Source organism: Nannocystis pusilla, from assembly GCF_026626665.1.
GTDB classification, from domain to species: domain Bacteria; phylum Myxococcota_A; class Polyangia; order Nannocystales; family Nannocystaceae; genus Nannocystis; species Nannocystis pusilla.
Genome location: NZ_JAPNKE010000002.1, coordinates 525708 through 543294, shown reverse-complemented (window position 1 = coordinate 543294; position 17587 = coordinate 525708). Strand labels below are relative to the sequence as shown.

The 17587-nt window shown below is 65.7% G+C and carries 18 protein-coding genes; 8 read left to right on the top strand and 10 right to left on the bottom strand.

All coding sequences use genetic code 11. The annotated features are described in order from the left end of the window. Positions 1-14: 14 nt before the first annotated feature. Entirely contained in the window at positions 15-647 is a 633-nt protein-coding gene (locus tag OV079_RS02655; protein ID WP_267766038.1) for a hypothetical protein, read from the top strand. A gap of 555 nt (positions 648-1202) precedes the next feature. Beyond that, a complete protein-coding gene (locus OV079_RS02650; RefSeq protein ID WP_267766037.1) occupies positions 1203-1898 on the top strand; it encodes a hypothetical protein in 696 nt (231 codons plus the stop codon). Between the two features lie 66 nt (positions 1899-1964). Here OV079_RS02650 and OV079_RS02645 read toward each other — a convergent pair whose 3' ends face one another. The 7 genes from OV079_RS02645 to OV079_RS02615 form a co-directional block, all read right to left on the bottom strand. Then, positions 1965-2903, bottom strand: coding sequence for a PIN domain-containing protein (locus OV079_RS02645; protein ID WP_267766035.1), 939 nt, complete (start codon positions 2901-2903; stop codon positions 1965-1967). A gap of 204 nt (positions 2904-3107) precedes the next feature. After that, positions 3108-3905: a hypothetical protein gene (locus tag OV079_RS02640; protein ID WP_267766034.1), complete on the bottom strand. Its 798-nt coding sequence runs from the start codon at positions 3903-3905 to the stop codon at positions 3108-3110. Beyond that, the gene (locus tag OV079_RS02635) at positions 3895-4947 is read right to left on the bottom strand and encodes a peptidoglycan-binding domain-containing protein (RefSeq protein ID WP_267766033.1); all 1053 of its coding nucleotides are present in this window, start codon (positions 4945-4947) and stop codon (positions 3895-3897) included. The genes OV079_RS02640 and OV079_RS02635 overlap by 11 nt, the downstream gene beginning before the upstream one ends. Before the next feature lie 364 nt (positions 4948-5311). Next, positions 5312-7321 (bottom strand): sigma-70 family RNA polymerase sigma factor, encoded by a 2010-nt coding sequence (locus OV079_RS02630; protein WP_267766032.1) that lies wholly within the window; start codon positions 7319-7321, stop codon positions 5312-5314. Between the two features lie 926 nt (positions 7322-8247). After that, a complete protein-coding gene (locus tag OV079_RS02625) occupies positions 8248-9123 on the bottom strand; it encodes an AAA family ATPase (protein WP_267766031.1) in 876 nt (291 codons plus the stop codon). 64 nt (positions 9124-9187) lie between these two features. Continuing rightward, the gene (locus OV079_RS02620) at positions 9188-10195 is read right to left on the bottom strand and encodes a hypothetical protein (protein WP_267766030.1); all 1008 of its coding nucleotides are present in this window, start codon (positions 10193-10195) and stop codon (positions 9188-9190) included. Between the two features lie 118 nt (positions 10196-10313). Then, complete coding sequence (locus OV079_RS02615) at positions 10314-10649, bottom strand: hypothetical protein (RefSeq protein ID WP_267766029.1); 336 nt, start codon at positions 10647-10649, stop codon at positions 10314-10316. A 708-nt stretch (positions 10650-11357) separates the two neighbouring features. On the opposite strand from OV079_RS02615, the gene OV079_RS02610 reads away from it, so the two are divergent. Continuing rightward, the gene (locus OV079_RS02610) at positions 11358-11657 is read left to right on the top strand and encodes a hypothetical protein (RefSeq protein WP_267766028.1); all 300 of its coding nucleotides are present in this window, start codon (positions 11358-11360) and stop codon (positions 11655-11657) included. Positions 11658-11806: 149 nt separating this feature from the next. Here OV079_RS02610 and OV079_RS02605 read toward each other — a convergent pair whose 3' ends face one another. The 3 genes from OV079_RS02605 to OV079_RS02595 form a co-directional block, all read right to left on the bottom strand. Then, entirely contained in the window at positions 11807-12088 is a 282-nt protein-coding gene (locus OV079_RS02605; protein WP_267766027.1) for a hypothetical protein, read from the bottom strand. Then, complete coding sequence (locus OV079_RS02600; protein ID WP_267766026.1) at positions 12085-12243, bottom strand: hypothetical protein; 159 nt, start codon at positions 12241-12243, stop codon at positions 12085-12087. The genes OV079_RS02605 and OV079_RS02600 overlap by 4 nt, the downstream gene beginning before the upstream one ends. A gap of 121 nt (positions 12244-12364) precedes the next feature. Then, positions 12365-12592, bottom strand: a complete 228-nt coding sequence (locus tag OV079_RS02595) for a hypothetical protein (RefSeq protein WP_267766025.1) — start codon at positions 12590-12592, stop codon at positions 12365-12367. Positions 12593-12927: 335 nt separating this feature from the next. Here OV079_RS02595 and OV079_RS02590 point away from each other — a divergent pair, with 335 nt between their 5' ends. The 5 genes from OV079_RS02590 to OV079_RS02570 all read left to right on the top strand — a co-directional run bounded on the left by OV079_RS02590 (position 12928) and on the right by OV079_RS02570 (position 17579). Continuing rightward, entirely contained in the window at positions 12928-13626 is a 699-nt protein-coding gene (locus OV079_RS02590; RefSeq protein ID WP_267766024.1) for an RNA polymerase sigma factor, read from the top strand. Positions 13627-13637: 11 nt separating this feature from the next. Continuing rightward, a complete protein-coding gene (locus OV079_RS02585) occupies positions 13638-14981 on the top strand; it encodes a serine/threonine protein kinase (RefSeq protein WP_267766023.1) in 1344 nt (447 codons plus the stop codon). A gap of 77 nt (positions 14982-15058) precedes the next feature. Then, entirely contained in the window at positions 15059-15883 is an 825-nt protein-coding gene (locus OV079_RS02580) for a hypothetical protein (protein WP_267766022.1), read from the top strand. 14 nt (positions 15884-15897) lie between these two features. Next, positions 15898-16341, top strand: coding sequence for a hypothetical protein (locus OV079_RS02575; RefSeq protein ID WP_267766021.1), 444 nt, complete (start codon positions 15898-15900; stop codon positions 16339-16341). Further along, entirely contained in the window at positions 16329-17579 is a 1251-nt protein-coding gene (locus tag OV079_RS02570) for a hypothetical protein (RefSeq protein ID WP_267766020.1), read from the top strand. The genes OV079_RS02575 and OV079_RS02570 overlap by 13 nt, the downstream gene beginning before the upstream one ends. The last annotated feature ends 8 nt before the right edge of the window (positions 17580-17587 follow it).

Genomic DNA, 17587 nt, shown 5'->3' with positions numbered 1-17587 from the left:
CGCTGAAGGTCAGAGTGCCGCTGCTCGACCTGGCGACCCTCAAGCTGCTGTACGAGCACGACGCCATCCCCAGCCACGACGCCGCCGAGGCCGACAAGGCCGCGGTCCCCTGCCCCGCCTGCGTGCGGAACGGCCGCGACGGCCTCCTCGTCTACCTCACGGATCACCTGCGTAAAGCGCCGCCCGATCTCGAGGTGATCGTCCCGCTCGTGTTCGACGCGGCGGTGGCGTTGTGGAAGCGCGCCTCGGAGCGCTGGACCGTCCCCGGCAAAGCGGCGGACTATTCGCCGGCGAAGGTCGGGCCAGCGGTCGGCGTTCGCCTCGGCATCCGGCCCTATGGCGGATACGTCCTCCGCCCCGGCAACAACGACAATCAGCCGCAGTACGGCGACTCGCCCCCGCTGACCGCCAAGGTCAATCCGCGCTACATCCGCGAACTCAAGCACGACCTGCTGTATCTCGCCTATTACGGCACGCGCGAGCGTCTGGCGTCGCAGCCGCTCGGCGGCGTCCCGGTATTCGAGGCCACCACCGTGGGCGCGATCCTGGCGCTCAAGTTCGATCTGTCGTTCTTCTACGGGGTACCGACGACCACCGACCTGACGCAGTCGATGGTCAGCGACGACGAGCTCCGCACACGCGGCTAAGTTGTCCTACGCTCGCCTGCGCACTTGACGGCTCGTTGCTCATCCCCGTGTCCGGCTCCGCGGCGATGTCGCGGCGACAGGACTCCCACGGCCCCCTCGCGGCGCTTCGAGCAGTTCGTCCGGGACGTGAACATCTCCATAAGCAGACGAGCACAACGCGCGTAGGTTCTGCACGACGGTAGCTCCTCACAACGGAAAGCCGGGCAGTTGGATTCGCAGACCTGCCAGGATACTCTTGACAGGATTTTCCCCGGACAATTTCCTCAACGCAGACTCGCTTCAAGATCATGAATTCTGAACAAGTCAAGCTCCGCATCCTGCTCCTCGGAGTTTCGCCTGAGTTTGCCTCGGCGTTATGCGCCTGGGTCCGAAACTCCGAGTTCGTCGAGAGCGATCCCAATCACGCAAGATTGAGCGAGGCCGTTGAGATGCTGAGCTCAGGAAAAGCAATTGCATATTCCTGAACCCTATCGCGTTTGCATGGCCACCCACGCAAGAGCTACTGCAATCTGCACCCTCACATTTCCCGTATGCCTAGTCCTAAGTGCATCAGAGTTGGCCACCCTAAAAGATGTCCCCTCAAGCTGGCGGAACCGCCTTCGAGAATACTACAACATCCTGTCTGACTCCGCCGCCTCTGAACTGCCCAATCAGCTCGACTACGTCGTCCGCGGCTGTCACCGCTATCTATTAAAGCGGGCAATCAGAACAAACGTTAGACAAATTGCCACCGGAACGTCACCTGCTGGACAGCTGGCTGTTAAGGTACAGGAAGTGGAAAAGGCTCTCGAGGCAATTGACAAAACCGACCGAACCGAGCTCGAAGTCGCCATGGGCTTGAACGCGACACAGATGAGGGCCCTCGTCGACGAAACCCTCACGCACACACGCGAATCTCTTAGGCGAGGGCAGTTGGCTAACATCGCGGCCTTGTCAGCGGGGTTATTCTTGGTGCTCGCTACAGCGATTTCCGTGTTTGCTGGCGGCGACGCAAATATCTGGACCGCAGCCACTGGTGGCATGGGAGCCGCAGCGACGATTGCTGCGCTAATAACTGCTCCGCGCCGAAACATCGAAAATGGCGCATCACGCCTGATATACATTCAGACCGCATATTTTAGCTTTCTCACCCAGATCCGCCTTTTAGGCATACCGGGTGAAGAAACAACATTGCAGCGGAGCGAACGCCTCGAGGCCGCCACAGCGAAATTGCTGGACCAGATGATGGCGATAACCAAAGATGGCACATAGACGCGCGGCCACTCGGCTACGCACGTAACCAGCGCGCCGTGCTCTCGCGCTCCCTCGGCGACGAACTCATTCCTCGAATTTCTTGCGGGCACTGAGGGCTCCGCTTCGAGGGCGCGCCGGGTCATACGGCAGCTCGACGTTCCATTCGATCGCCCGTACCTCGACCAGAACGTAATTCTCGGTAAATATCGCCTCCACGAGACCTGATACGGGTTCAGAAAGATCCCACTCATGCTCAAAAGCGTCAAAGACATCTCCCGAACCTTGCGCGACGAACGAGGCCCGGGCGATGAGCTCACAACCAGCCTTCCGGATATTTTGCACAACCACTCTCACCGAGGAGACAAGATCCACCCTGACTTGGAAACCCTCTCTGATGCCTGGCGTGACCGCCGTGAGTGCTTCGAGAAGTTCAGACTCCGCTCGTTCCAGCTCTTCTGCGACCCTGTCACCGTCGAGAGCTCTGCGCTCGACGTCCATCTTGTGCAATTCGCTGATCACGTCAGCCAGCGCCACCCGCTTAAACCACGGAAAATCTGGGGACCCAGCCCAATCCCCGTCTTCTGATACGGTCAGCACAAAAACCTTGTTCGTCGCGGCCCAATGATGCAACGAAAGCATCGCAAGAGCGTCTCGAAACTGAGGCTTTTTGCTCTTCTTGAAGGGGAGCCGGCATCCAACATACAACTCAATCAATTTTCCGAGATCGGCTCCGGCACCGTCGTGCTCGAATCCGCAACATTTACGATACGCATCTGGCACGAGATGATGCTCCTTCCACTCATCCTCTCGAACGACCCGCGACACCTTAGCTGACAGGTGTCGAATCTCTCTAATGATAACATTCATACGCTCATGCAACTCTAGCATCGTCAGTTTCGTTGTGTGCAACACAACCTCATCTGCATCCAGAACTTTTCGCAGATGGGAGGAGTTGAGATCAAACCTAAATTTCTCCAACGTGCAAGTATCGATGAAGACATGGATCTTTTCGCCTTCGTTCATGGTCGAACCGCCGTCGCGCGCGCCCAGCGAGCAATTTCGCTCCATCGCGCCCGACCCAAGTTTGTTCTTAACAGTTCATAGAGTTCGTGCCAACGCTCGCATCCGCGCACTCTTGCATCTCTTCGCTCGATATCTTCACAGCAGCTTCCCGCGAGCAGCGCACCGAGGCGGACTCGCGCCACGTGCGCAAGCGGCAGTGACGGCTCAGCGGCCCGGATCGGGAGTGTTCACGCCCTCGACGCGCAGATTGCCGCCCTTCAGCTGCTTGCGGGTGTCGGTCCGGATCGTCCGCACGAACCACCCATCGCGGAATTCGACGTCGGCGTCGATCGCTAGCTTGCCGTCCCAGAACTGTCGCAGCCACACCCGCTCCTCGCACAGGTTACGGTTGGACAGACAGTACCGCAGGTCGTGGCCGCCCTCGGGCGAGCGGCACTCGATCAGCAGGTCGTCGCGGCCATCGAGGTTGAGGTCGGGGTGCATGACGCGGACGACGCCCTGATCGGGGGCGAGCTTCGGCTCGCGCGTCTGTACCGCACAGACGATGTCCGGCCAGCGCGGTGCGTCGGCGCCGTCCTCGAACGAGTCCAGCGGCAGCTCCATGCGGACCCAGCGGCCGTCGATGCGCTTGAGGACGTGCCATTGGTAGCCGGTCATCGAGGGCGCCTGACCGAACAGCCGGACCAGCAAATAGTCGGGGAGCGGGCGGGTAGCGTCGCACTGGAGCGGCGCGATCGGGCCCAGTTCCTTACAAGCCGCGGTAACCGCCGCCCGCTCGGCCTCGCCGAGCTCGAGGTTCGGGGCGAGCTCGCCGGGAATCTTCGCCGGCGACTGAAACGCCACGCCGGACTTGGCGGGCGCCGCGTCGGGAGGATGCACGGCGTCCGGCGCCGGGGCCGCCTGCGGGGCAGATGCTTCCGCTTTGGGCGCGGGCGCCTCGGCCTCCGGCGGCCGGGGGTTGCAGGCGATCAACAATAGACCCACGAACGATTCACGGCGCATGCTCTTCATCCTCGGCGAGAGAGCCCCAGACGTCGTCGTCCTCGTCGACCTGCTCGTCGTCCGGTGCATCTTCGAGATCTTCGCCACCCTCTACGTCCTCCGCCATGTGCTCGTCGTGGGCGGCCTCGAGATCGAGCAGGTCATCGTCGTCGTCGTCCTGCGAGCAGACGTCGCGGATCTGGTAGAGGTCGTGGAACAGCACCGGTGCGCCGTCGGCAAGACGGAGGGTCACCGTGCCGGGCGGCATGTACGGTTCGGCGAGCAGGCCCTGCTCGTCGGTCTCGCCGAAGCGGGTCTCACCGGCGACCGACAGCTCGTACGCCTGGCGGACGAGCGGCTGGCCCCACTCGTCCAGCAGACGGATCTCGAGCACGTGATAGGCCGGCGCGTGGGCCTCGACGACAGGCAGCTTCAACATCCGCGCGATGGGATAGAGCCCGGCCCCTACGGGCTCCCGTGCGAGCTCGTACCGGTCGGCGAACGGGATCGCCAACAGCTGCACCCATCGTCGTCCGTCATACCCGGGATCGGCGCGCATAACCTCGCTGGCGTCGTAGAACTGGAGCGCGTCGAGCGAGGTCTCGTTGCGCTCCAGCCAATGCACGAACTCGGTCTTCGCCACCTCGAACAGGGCACCGAGCGTCTGCTCGCCGATGATCCCGTCCTCGAAGATGTCTGCCCGAAAGGCCAGGTTATACGTGCGCTGGAACTCCTCGACGGCGCGCGCCGTGGCGGCGTCGGCGACGTCGGAGATGGCCGGCACCCCCGTGGGCCAGCCGCCCACGCGGTGGAGGTAGTCGAGGTAGCTCTGGGTGTCCTGCACGCGGCCGTGCGCGGCGGCGAGCTCGACCCACGCCTGCTGCTCGTCGCGCAGGAAGTGCAACACCGCGCGTGCGCGAAGCTCGCCGAAGTCCTCCGGCTCCCCTGCCTCCCGGTGACCGACGATCAGCCCGCCATGCTCAAGATGCTGCTGCCCGTGGCGCAACCACGCGACGAGCGCCGCCCAGGGGTGATGAGGACCGACCCGCGGCAGCAGCAACACGCTCGCAGGCAGGTACGAGGTCCACGCGGGCTCAGAGGTATAGACCTTCGGCCGATGCACGACGAGCGTGGTGTGCTGCCCAGTCGGGATCGGCGTGCGCTCGACCGTGCCGTCCGCGCGCAGGTTGACGTGGACCTCGCTGCTGCCGGAGGACATGCAGCAGCAATCTTGGGGATCGCGCGAGGTCCCTGTCAAGCGTGACAACAGCTGCGAACGCGACCTCGGAGTGGGGGTTCAGCGAGTTGCGGACGATCCGCTTCACCGGGCTGCGGTCGCGCGCGTTTCCTCCGTGAACGTGACGACTAGCACCCGCAACTTCCCAAACCGCTCCGGCTCACGTTCGGTCGTCTCCAGACAGGCAGCGTCACACGTTCCGCGGGTTCTTCGCATCGACGTGCCCGCGGATCTCCAGCATCCATGCGTCAAAATCGGCGTCCGCCAGAGCGTGTCCAGGCTGCACGCGCGCCCACTCGCGCTGCAGCGCAGCCTTGGCTACGCGCAGCCGCCCGGCCACCGTCTCACGCGACTTCAGCTTGAGCACCTCCTGGATCTCAGGCTCTGTCAGGTCGGACCAGTAGCGCAGCTCAAGCACAGTCTGGGCGTTAATCGTGAGCCTTCGCAAACACTCGAGCAGCATGCGCGCCTGCTCGTTCGCTAACACGTACGACGACATCTCCGGCAACTCGGTGTCGACGACGGCATGAACCTCCGGGTCGAACGACTCGAAGTCTCTGCGCCGGCGCTCCTGCAGGTGGCGACAGAGCACGCGGTAGGCGATGGCGAACAGGTAGCCGCGGAAGGTGATATCGCCGCGGAAGTTGTGCCGCGACTTTATACACTCGAGAAAGGTCCGATTCGTGAGGTCCTGGTAGTGCTGCTCGTCCTTGCTGAGGAAGAACCGCCGCAACCGCGCGTAGTGGCGCTTGGCCAGGACGTTGCCGGCCCTGAGATCGCCGGCGCACCAGGCTTCAAACAGGTTGCGATCGTCCTCTTCCGACGCCAGGACCGTCAAACCGGGTTGTGCGCCAAGCTCCTCCAGCTCAGACGGCTGGGGCTCTCGCTCATCCGGCTCTGGAAACGCGTCTTCAAAGTCGCCTCGTTCTGGGTCGTCGGATTCGGGTAGAGCATCACCGGCTTTGGGCGTCTCGGACTCGTGGTCGTGCCGTCTAAATTCGCCTGGCTCGGACTCCTGGTTGTTGGTTTCGGACGACTCAAACTCGAGTTCGACTGGCTCCGGCGATTCGGGCTCGTGGTCTTCCGGTGCAAAATCGTCAACTTCTGGCAGATTTTGGCCATCGGGTTCAGACGGCTCGGGCTCCGAGTTTTTCGGCTCGAAATCGTCTTGCTCGAGCGGTTCGTGATCGTCTTCATCGTAACCTTCGCTCGGTTCCGACGAGAGTATGTCAAGTTCATCGTGGAAAAAGTGCGAAGAATCGATGTGAATCTTTGGAATGCCGGACAAAGGATGAACAGTCTCCGAGTCTGTCCACACCTCAAAGCCGGTATTCCAACGGACCTTAAAAGTTGCCGTTTCGTAGACTGTCTCTGCATTGTGCCACGTCCCGTCCTCAGAGTCGGAGATCGCGTTGTCGTAGTCCGTGCGGCTGAAGGAGCCCATGAGCATGGCCTTTCCCGAGAGGTGTACGAGCGCGCTCGCCTCGTGCTCCGCGACCTCGATGTGGTCTATCGAGAGCTCGAGCTCGACGACATCGGTGATGTCGACCGGCTCGTCGGCCTGGTCGACGCTCAAGTCGAGCTGCCGCAGCCCCATTTCGACGATCTCACGGAGCCGCTCGCGCTCACGAAACACCACTTCACGGATGGACGGCGCGGTGTGATTCCGCCGCGTCACAGGACGCACGAGCTCTGCGCTTCCATCCATCAGCGTCCGCAGTTTTTCATGCACCACGAAGCCCGTCGCATTCACCCATGCCCTGAGCTCGCCGATCCTCCCAACCTTCAGTTCGACCCCTTCCGGCGGCGCCTGCCGGTTGTGAAGGGCAACCAGCAGCGGAAGGCTTGGCAGGCAGAGCCACGGATCGGTATCGAGGCCATCCTCGACGTAGCGGATCACGTAGTTGAGGATGCGCGGCAGGTCGGCGCGGGGCAGCCAGCGCAAGCCCTCTCTTCGGGCTTGCTCCGACACGAAGGCGATCACAGTGGACTCACCCTCCCCACTGCGACGAAAGAGCCCGCTGGTCATCGCCTCGGCGAGGTGCGTCGGAGTGATCCGGCCCATCGTCAGCTGGGTGCCGAGCGCTCGCAGCAGGTCCAGATCGACGCAGCCTGGTACCCCCGCCGCGAGGCCCACCGCGGCGCGACTCAACGGATGGGCCCGGTACTGGAACGCCGCGACGAGTTCGCTCAGCTCCACGAGCGCCCCACTTCGCCCACGTCGAGGTAGCTCCACCCCGAGCAGTCCCCCCGGTCCGCGGCGCTGCGCCCAGGGAGTGAGCATCTCGAGACCCGAGCCGGTCAGCGGTATCAGTGGCAGCGCAGTGCCTCGCGGAGGAGGACGACCGACCCGTAATCCAGTGACCGGCGTGCGGATCCATGCATCCTGATCCCACGGGTGGATCCACGCGATCAGGCTCCCGGGCGGCGCTCCGTCCAGCCATCGACGCAAGCCACCGCCGCGGAGCGCTGGAGCACGCCCGTCCTGCACGAGCAGTATGACCATCGGCTGTCCGCCGGGACAGACGCGCCACGGACGGGGGGCCTCAACTAGGTCTGGTTGCGACAGGCTAAGCCCCATGGATTCAACGCGAATGAAGCGCCTGCCCCTTCGCGCAGCCCGTATCAACTCCTGGATCTGCGCCCGGAACGGCGCCATGCTGAGAGCCCGATCCTCGAGCACGACAAGATAGCCCACAGCCACACGTACGCGCGCAAAGACGGGGAACCGCATACCCCCCAGGCGGGCACTGAACTTCAGACTGGCCGACATATCGACGACGGGTGCACCGACCGACGCACGCGGGCCCAATCGATGCAAGGCTCGGTCGACGAGCCGATGAGCCTCGCGTTCCCGGAGACGCGGAGGCCGTGCCTGGGTGCGAGCCCCGGGGAGCCCGGGGACGCTGTCCTCTTCCATGCCCTGGCCTCGCGGCACGCCCACCTCGGCACTGTCCTGGCCCGCCTCACCTCCCTGCGATGCTCGGCGGTCGCGAGGCTGCGATCGAACGTGCGCGCCCGGGGCTTCGTGCAGCGTGACCCCCTGCTGCGCCAACCACAGCAGCTCAGCGACGTCCTGGGCGATGGCCCCCGGGATCCGCGCGAGCAATTCGACCAGGCGGTCCTTCACTCGGCCTTGCCCTCGACCACGCTACGCGCGATCTCCTCGAGCGGCGTCTCGTGGATTCGGGTGAGGAAGAGGGCCTGAAGCAGTCTGTCGGTGGGTTGACCCCCGAGGTTGGTGAGCACTTCTTCAAGGCCATCCGGCCCGCCGAACCACCGATCGATGATCTGTCGGATCTGCTCCGGACCAGGCAGCTGAAGCCGCAGCTCGACGCAACGTCGCAAGAACGCCGGCGAGAACTCGCGCTCGTCGTTGCTGGTGATCACGACCACCGGATGATGATGACAACGGATCTCACCGTGGCGGACGCTGACCCTACGTCCGTCGACGGCATCCACGACCGCGTCTCTCTGCTTCAGCTCGGGGATTCGGAACGCCCCTTCCTCGAAGGCGTGCAACAGGTCGTTGGGCAGATCGTACGACGCCTTGTCCAGCTCGTCGATCAGCACGCAGGCCGGTCGCTCGGTCGGCGCCAAGGCTGTACCGAGCGGTCCGAGGCGAATATGGTCCTCAATGGGCGCCTCCCGTCCCTCGTGGAAGTGACCCACCGCGTCGTAGCTGTAAAGGCCTTCTTGGAGGGTGGCATTTGAATGGATCTCCCAGCGGAAAGGTCGGCCGAGGCCGAGCCGCCAGGCGATGTGATACGCCAGAGTCGACTTACCGAGTCCCGGGACGCCACGGACCAGCAGTGGCCGGCGAAGCAATAGGGCGAGATTGACGCGACTGATTTCCTCCTCCCCCGAACTCACATAGCGCTCCGCCCGCGTACGATCGCGCAGAGCGCCCTCGTCCCCCTCGTCCTCGAAGCGCCACGTCACCGGGTCGACCTTGTCCTCGCGCTGGGCCCAGGTTTTCTGCGGACGACGCCAGGGGGGCACTTGTCCGGAGACAACCACCGGTCGTCTAGATTGCGCGCTTCGGGGTAGATGTGCCATTCATGTGTCATTCGAGGGAGTCTCCGGTATACAGGAAATAGCGGCGGTCGGTCCAGACGAGCCGAGCTCGACCGCGAATCTTGTCGAAGAGGTGTTTGAGGGAGGTGGGACCGTCGTCTGGGTGAGTGTCCTGGATGAGCCCGCGGAGATCCGCATCGGCGAGGACGGCGAAGTAACGCCGGTTGTGGGTGCCGAGCACCGCGCATTCGCAGTTCGCCGTCCAGCACTCCTGACTAGCCCAGATCCCCAGCGAAGCACTCCGCCGCTCCTGACGGTTCGTCGGCACTCGCTCCCAAAGCGCGACTTGCCCTCCTGCAGACGGGGCGGGCAGAGCTCCGTCGTGGAGGCAACCTTCGACCGGGACCCCGTCGATCTGAGGCCACCAGGCGACCGCGGCCAGCCACTCCTCGAGCGTGTCTTCGGTCCCAGGGACTCGCGCCGCCTGGGGACGAAGAGCGACGGCGACAGGATCTGCCTGGATCACCAATACCAGTTCATTCGAGGATGTCAGGCGCAGTTCATGGATGAGCCGGCGGACCGCTCGGACGAGATCATCACCAGAGCGGATTGTGATGCCAGGCGGGGCGCCCGGAGACGAAGCCGGGAGCGACAGGTGTCGCGTACGCATTCCGAGGACCCGCAAGGAGGCCGAAGTCAGACGTTCGCCGCAGAGGACCAGGAAGAGCACAGGCGGCAGAGCCGGCGTCTGAGTGGTAACCCCAGGGGCGTGATATTCAAGCCAACGCGCCAGGGCTTTGCCACGAACCGCGTACTGCTTCACGAGCTCCAGGAGATCGGGGACGTCGTAGACATCCATCGACAGCTGGATACCGTCTTCGCGGAAGGCCTGCTCCGCCAAAGCCGGACGAAATAGGGCATCGATCTTGTCTTGGGCATGGGGGTTATCGCGAAGCAGGACCTTATACAGCTCCGAGAGCTGAGCTCCGCTCCTGAACCATGCGTCGAACGCGTGCGTACAGAAGCTTTGCTGCGGAATTTTGTCGCTGAGGAACATCCCCTGCATCGACTCGCATGCCGACACGAGCGTGCGACGAAGCCGTTGGTTGTCCGCCTCGGCCTCCCCCTGGCATACAGATCGAGTACGAGCGACTCGAGTCGCCGGCGCACCGGTCCTACCTCCACGTCGACGTCACCCTGTCAGCGAGCTGCGCACCGAGGACAGCGTTCGGGCTCCCGGGATGGGTGCCGCGTAGCCCCTGCACGATCTTTCGGGTCGAGCCGGGGAGCGCCGGCCTGCAGCGCGACCCGTACCAGAGGTTCAGCGGCGACAGGCTTTGCGACACCTGGAGCGCGTCGACACCCAACCGCTTGACCAGCGGAACGGCCTCGCACTGGCCGGGATAGAACTTCGCAACGAAGCGCAGCTGTTCCTGTGCCAGGGGATGGGAGAACGCGAGCGGAAAGTCGTCGACGAGCGGCTTGGGCACACCTGTCACCGGCCAGTTCATGATCGCCGGTCTGCGGCCGCAGGACAACCCGCTGGAGTCCGGCTCAGTCCTCGCGGGGCTCGACCACTGCAAGCCGCCACCCCCGACACTGGCCGCGCTCGGTCTCGGTCGAATAGCTCGGCCGAGATCGCTCCAGCGGACCGTCGGCTGGGCGGCTGGGCGGGTCAGACTGAAGGTGGCCTCCCGCCGTTTGGGGCTCGCGGTATCCGCTTGGTGGCCGAGAGACCGTCTCGAGCCTTCCAAGTCGATGTAAATCTGCGTCGAGCTCAGGCGCGTGGGGCGCAGCACAGCTCGAACGACCAAGCCGTGTTGGCCGTCCGCCACGGCTCGCCTTGGCGACAACGGGCGTCATCTCCGTCGCGCACATGTCGCACTTTTCGGCAGCGCGATGTGGACTTGGGCGTCGACGACCGAGGGCGCCAAGGACAGGGCGCCACGATCAGTTCGGGCGGGGCGCAACCGTCAACTTTGCGAGCTCGATGGTCACCCAGCCCGCGGTGGTGGCGGTGCTCGGCTTGTTGTTGGTACCGCCGCTGTTCCCGAGGCGGCCGCCGGCACAAACGGTGCCGGTTGGCCGACCCGGCCTAGCCGAGGCGGCGATGGAGACGAGAACGGCTGCACGGAGCATCCGACTTAGCGCCGCGCTCGGGGCGCCCTGAATGAATGTTCCCTTGCGACCGGCCCCGACAATCATCGACGCTCCGGTTGGTGTTCCAGCACACAACCGAGGCGCTCGCACTGCACGCCGGCTTCGCCAAGGACACCATTCTCAAGTGGCGTGCCCTCGGGTTGTTCGACGGCATCGAGACCAGCCTCACCGGCGGCGGCAAAGGCAAAGGCGTCCAACTCCTTTGGCACGCCGACGCGATGGCGCGGGTGGACGAAATCCTGGCGCTGAAGAGCCAGGGCTACAACATGGAGCGACTCCAGGCCAAGTTCCGGAAGCGCCCCGCCAAGAAGCGCAAAAAAGCGAAGAAACGCAAGGCGAGCAAACGCGCTACGCCTTGAGCATGCCGGCCTCGACGATGCATCGGCGCTGCACCTCTTCGACGCACGCCTTCAGGTTGGCCAATCCCTGTCGATCGGTCGCCGCCTCGGCGATCACGCGCTGCAGCTCTGCATCGCCGCAGAGCCGGGCGAACCGCCGTGCTTGCGACTCAGCGAGGCATGCGTTCTTGTAAGCGCTTCGGCCCCCCCGGCTTGTCCGGCAGGCTGAGGATGCGGTCCAGCTCCGCGTCAGAACACACCTCGGCGATGCGCCGTGCGTCTCGCTCGAGCAGGCACGCCTCCCGGTAAACGCGACCGAGCGGGGTGTCGGGGGCGAACGCGACCATCCGGTCCAGTGCTTCGCCGTCGCAGCGCTCGGCGAACTCCCGCGCCCGCTGGTCTGGACAAGCGGCGCCGCCGCTGGACTCCGGGATGTCGATGCGCTGATTCATGGTGACTCCGTCGCCTGCCCGGCCTCACCCAGAGCCCTCAGCGCCGAGTCGCGTTCAGCCAGCGCGCTGGCCAGCTTGGCGCCCTGCACCTTCAACTCCGTCTCGAGGCGTTGCTTCGCGGTCGCGAGGTCGTCGATCTCCCTGATCAGCGCCACGGCCCAGTTCGAGGCGCCCCCGATAATGACAAGCAGACCGGCCCCACGAAACGCACATCCTCGCGAAGAATACCGGCCGCAACCAGTGCGGCACCGAGGACAGCCGTCTCCATCACCAGGCTCACGCGACGATGAGATGGTGAATCGCCGCGAAGCGCGAGGAGAGCTCCTCCATCTTCTCGACCTCCTTCGCGGAGAGCGGCTGCTGCAGCCTCACCTCGCCTCGCTCGAGAGCCGCCTCGAGGCGTCCGTGAAGGTCGAGGCCGCGGAACAGTCGTGTGGGGTCGTAACCGCCGGGAAAACTGAAGTCGTGACCGCCGGTGAAACGGATCGTTGGGCCTTGGCTCATCGATTCACCCTTGATTCATAGCGGATATATCATGGATTCATTCCGGATCAAGAGCGTTTTCGCATATCCGCTGCTTTAGGAGGTGTAGGTGCTACTGCATAACCCGCGCAGATCCCGCATCTGCGGCGAGCAGCCGCGAGCCCTCACCTCGGCTGTCGACCTCCTTACAGGAGGTGCAGAGGTGCCTTGCAGCAAGGAAGGTCCAACCTCGGTCCGCGGGGCAGCGAGTTCGCCACGCCCCAGAGAGCAGACCGCGAAGACGGCGAAGGACGCGCCGGCCGTCGAGTCGTGATGACGGTTCGCGTGTGCGCCGGATTATGGCAACTTCGAGCGCGATGACGTCCGAGCCTCAAGCTGAAGCCGAAGTCGCACCGGCTGAGTTCGTAGTCCCCGAGCACGTGCATCCCCTCGTCGTGTCCTTCGCGGCCTGGATGGCCGGCACGGCTGCTGGTGGTCGGGAAATGATCAAAGACGCCGCGATAGGGCCGGACATGGACCTGCACGCCCAGCTCGCCGTCGTCGCCAAGGTCCTGCCGCGGTTCACGCTGAAGACGAACCTCGACTCGTTGCTGCGCAATGACCCCACCGGCATCGACGTGGAGAGCCATCCCCTGATCGGCGGTGACAAACGCCGCCTGCACGTCCTGCAGCGCGAGCTGCAGCGAGCGTGTCTCACCGCAACGCTGCTCAACCTCCCGGTCGCTCGTCGTGCGACCTTCATCCTGATCGAGATCTTCCGCCTCCCCGAGGCGGACGTCGCTAAGATCCTGGACAGCACTCCCGGCGGCACGCGGACGGCGATTCACCGCGCTCGCCGGGACCTCACGTACTACCTCGGGCCGCGGTGCGAGCACATGAACCCCATGAACCCGTGTCACTGCGAGACCCGCCTCGGCCCCGCACTCGACCGCGGGTTCATCACCTGGCCGGACCGCGTCGACCTCAACGGTGACGAGCCCCTCGTGAGTCGCAGAGTCTGCGACGACGCCGAACTGTTGTACCGGAAGCTGCCGCCTCCTCCCCCGCCTCGCTGACCGGAGACGCCATGTCGCGCGACGACCTCGTGTTCGGCCGCTTCAAGCTCGAGCGCCAGCTCGGCATGGGAGCGATGGCCGTGGTTCATCTGGCGCACGACGTGCGGGGCCATCGCGACGTCGCGCTGAAGCGGATGCACCGCGTCCTGCCCCTCATGGTCGAGCGCTTCAAACGGGAGTACCGCGCGCTGGCCGGCATCCGGCACAAGGGCGTGCCCGCCATCTTCGACATCGGCGAGTCGGAGAGCGGCGAGCCGTACTTCACGATGGAGGTGGTCACGGGGGAGACGCTCGAGAGCCACATGCATCGCGGTCGGATCGACCCGCACCGCGCGCTGACGCTGGCGATCGAGCTCGGACGCGTGCTGATGGCGGTGCATGCAGCCGGTGTCGTCCATCGGGACGTGAAGCCCAGCAACGTGATCATCGAGCCGGGCGACCGGGTTCGCCTCCTCGACTTCGGGATCTGCTGCCTGACCGACGACTACTACCGCCAGCCGCATCTCCGCGCTGTGACCACCGAGGCCGAGCGCTGGCACACGATGGACCTGCGCGCCCTCGGCAACAAGCACTACGTCGACCCGCAGCTCGCCACCGTGGGGACCTCGCCGCAGAATGACGTGTTCTCGGTATGCGTCGTCCTCTACGAGCTCATCACGGGGCGGCCCCTCTTCGACGCCGACACCCAGCGCTTCGGCACGATCGAGCCGGCCGAGTTTGCGCCCTCGCTGGCGCCCCTCGTGGCCGAGCTGCAACGCGGAGTCGCCGAGCCCCTCGAGCGCCATCGGAGCATGGCGGAGCTGGTCAAGGCTCTCGAGGTGGTGCGCGGAAGGATCGCCGAACCCCTCGCGGAGCAGACGCGTGCGCCCGCTCCACCCACGCGCTCGTGGCGAGCGCAGGCGCTGTGCCTCGCCATGGGGTGCCTCGTCGGGGCTGGGTTTGGGCGCTTGGCGTTCGATCGGGAGTCGCAAGTCGACCGCGACGAGCCGCAGGTCGCGGCCGCCGCATCGCCACGACTGGCTGACGCCGCGGCGCCTTCGATCTCGCCGAAGCCCGCCGACGCCCTGTTCGCGGCGCCATCGCCCCCGTCGCCGCCCCAACCATCGCCGCCCCAACCATCGCCGGTGCCGACGTCCGAACCTGCGCCGAAGCAAGCGAAGCGCCCGGTCGGGTCGTGGGACGAGCGCGTGCGGCAGGCGGAGGCGCACGCCCGCCGGTGCCTGGGAAAGTCGAATACGAAGCCCCGACCGCTCGACGTGACCATCACCGCCGACCGGGCGCCGAGCGTCTGGGAGCGGCGTCCGAATCCCCCGAGGCGCGCTGCATCCTCAAGGCGATCGACCGCGTCAAGCTGAAGGTCGCACAAGGCCAGCGACAGCACACGTTTTTCGAGGAGAGCTGATCATGATCCTCCACCTAGCTCGCCCTCAGCATGCTCGCGCCGCCCTCGTCGGTGCCTCGGCAGCCGTCCAAAGCGGCCGCCCAAAAGGCGTTCAACGATGGCGAGTGGGAGACGGCGCTGGACCTGTACCTCGAGCTCGCCAAGGTTCCCGGCGCCCATCCTCCCCATGTCCTGATCGGCGCGCACGACAGCCTTCGCGCGCTCCATCGGGCCGAGCCGACCGAGACGCGCCACCTCTGCCGAGCCCTCGACCTCGCCCGTGAGGTCCTCCGCCGCGACGACCTCAGCGTCGACGACCGCGCCTACTGGCTCGGGCTCGAGGCGGACGACGCCCAGCTCGCCCCCACGTCGTGCGAGCCGACACCGAACGAGACCAGCGAGCCACCGCCGACCGAACCGCCCCCTGAGCCATCGCCGTCCGAGCAAACTCCCGCCTCGGAGACGCCCGACACCACGGCCGCGGTGCCCGAAGGGCCAGCCGTCGCACCCGCCGCGGAGGTCAAGCCACGACGGTCGATCGCGCGGATCGCCAGCGGCTCGGTCCTCTCCGCTATCGGCACGGGGCTGCTGGCGGGGATGGTCGGCGCCCTAGCTCGACGTGGGCAGACGGACTCGGAGATCGCTAGCCTTACGGCGAACGTGCTCACCGAACAGCGCAGCCCGACCGCGGCTGAAGAAGAAGCAGTCGAGGCCGCGAACGCCAGCTACAAGCGACTCGGGACGACGGCCTGGGTGCTCGGGAGTGTCGGGACCGTAAGCCTGCTTACAGGATTGGTCGTCCTCCTGGCCCCGGCGCGTGCGCCTTCGCTGGCGCGACTTCGCCCCAAGGCCGGGGGGCTCGTGTATTTCTTCTAGTGGAGATTCGCCTCGTGAAGCGCCGACTCCGCCGACCCACTGTCCTCGCCCTCGTCCTCGCCGGCGTCCCGGCGCTCGCATGCACCGCCGACGCGCCCTCCTACGCGGCCTTCACCGCGGCCGCGGAGCTGTCCGACACGGGCACGACGAGCAGCAGCTCCGCGAGTTCTGACGCGCCGCCCCCGGGCATGCCGTCCAGCTCGACAACGACGGGCAGCTCCGAGACGACGCTCGTCGGCAGCGAGAGCGACGGCGAGTCCGGGACGACGAGTGACGACGGCAAGGCTCTGCCACTCGACGTCGAGCTGATCTTGACGCCGCCCTCGGTCGGCGCGGTCGGTGAGGTGCAGATCGACGTGTGGACGTCGAGGCCGGTCGCGTCGATCGACCTCTTCGACGACGACGAGCCGCTCGTCCTCGGCGCGACGCCGAAGTCCCCCTCACCGTGCTCGAGGTGACGTCCGATGACGTGCCCGGCGACGGGCTCCACACGATCCGCGCTGTCGCCCACGCCGCCGATGGCGTGAGCGGCCAGGACGAGAAGGACCTGTCGATCGATGTTGCGCCCGGGGGGACCGACGTCTGGCCCCCGCATGTGACGCCCCCGGGGCCGTTCAGTGGCTACACGGGCGTCGCGCTGCTCGACAACAACTCGATCGCGGCCTCCGGCTTCCTCGAGACGCAGCAGGGTCTCATGGCCGTCGTGGTGCAGCTCGACGGCGCGACGGGCAAGGTCGAGGCCGGGCCCGTCTCGCTGGGCAAAGTCGCCATCGCCGACGCGGGCAGCGGGCCGGCGATCGCCGCCGGCGACGACGGCTCCGTCTATGTGGCGTCGACGCGCTCCGGGCCGACGTGGGCGGTATCCAAGGTTCGGCCGACCGACGCGCTGCCGCTGGTGTGGACGGCGGGCGACGAGGTCAAGTCCACCAAGGCCTTCGGGGTTGCCCTCGCCGGCGACCGCGTGGTCGTCGTCGGGGCCTGCGAGGTGGCGCCTGGTACCCATGACCTCAAGGTCTGGTGGGTCTCGGCGGAGGACGGCGAGGTTTTGCTCGAGCGAACCTTCGCAGCGCCGCAGAAGGACGATGAGAACAACGCGCTCGACGAGCTCGGGCGCGGCGTGGCGGTTGTCGGCGATCAGATCGTCGTGGTCGGCGAGCGCACGATCAAGGGCAAGTTCGACAAATTATACCGGCGCGCGGTCGTGGTGCGGTACTCGCTCGACGGAGAGCTGCTCGGTGAGTGGACCTCGGGCGGGGGGCAGTTGGAGGAGGACGGAGCGATGGGGGTGGCGGCGCTTCGCGACGGCGGCTTCGTGATCGTCGGTTGGGGTCGTGACTTGTTTACGATCCGCCAGGTGATGACGCGCTGGTTCTCGGCCACGAACGAGCCGGGCCCAGTGCGGATCGAGTCGACGCCTGGGAGCGACGCGATCGCCTATGCGATCGATGAGGACCGCGAGGGCAAACTCGTCATCGCGGGGTCTCGCAAGGCGCCAGCCACCGACGCGGACGCCTGGATCTTCGCCATCCCCGGCCCGCTCGGGGATTACGCGTGGGAAGTAATCCGCAGCGGACCCGGCAAGGGACCTGACACGGCCGCCGCTCTGAAAGTCGGTCCATGGGGCCACGTGTCGGTTGTGGGCAGCGAGTTCGCCGAGCTACAGCCGCGAGCCTTCGCCCTGCAGCTCTACCCGTAGCCGCCCCT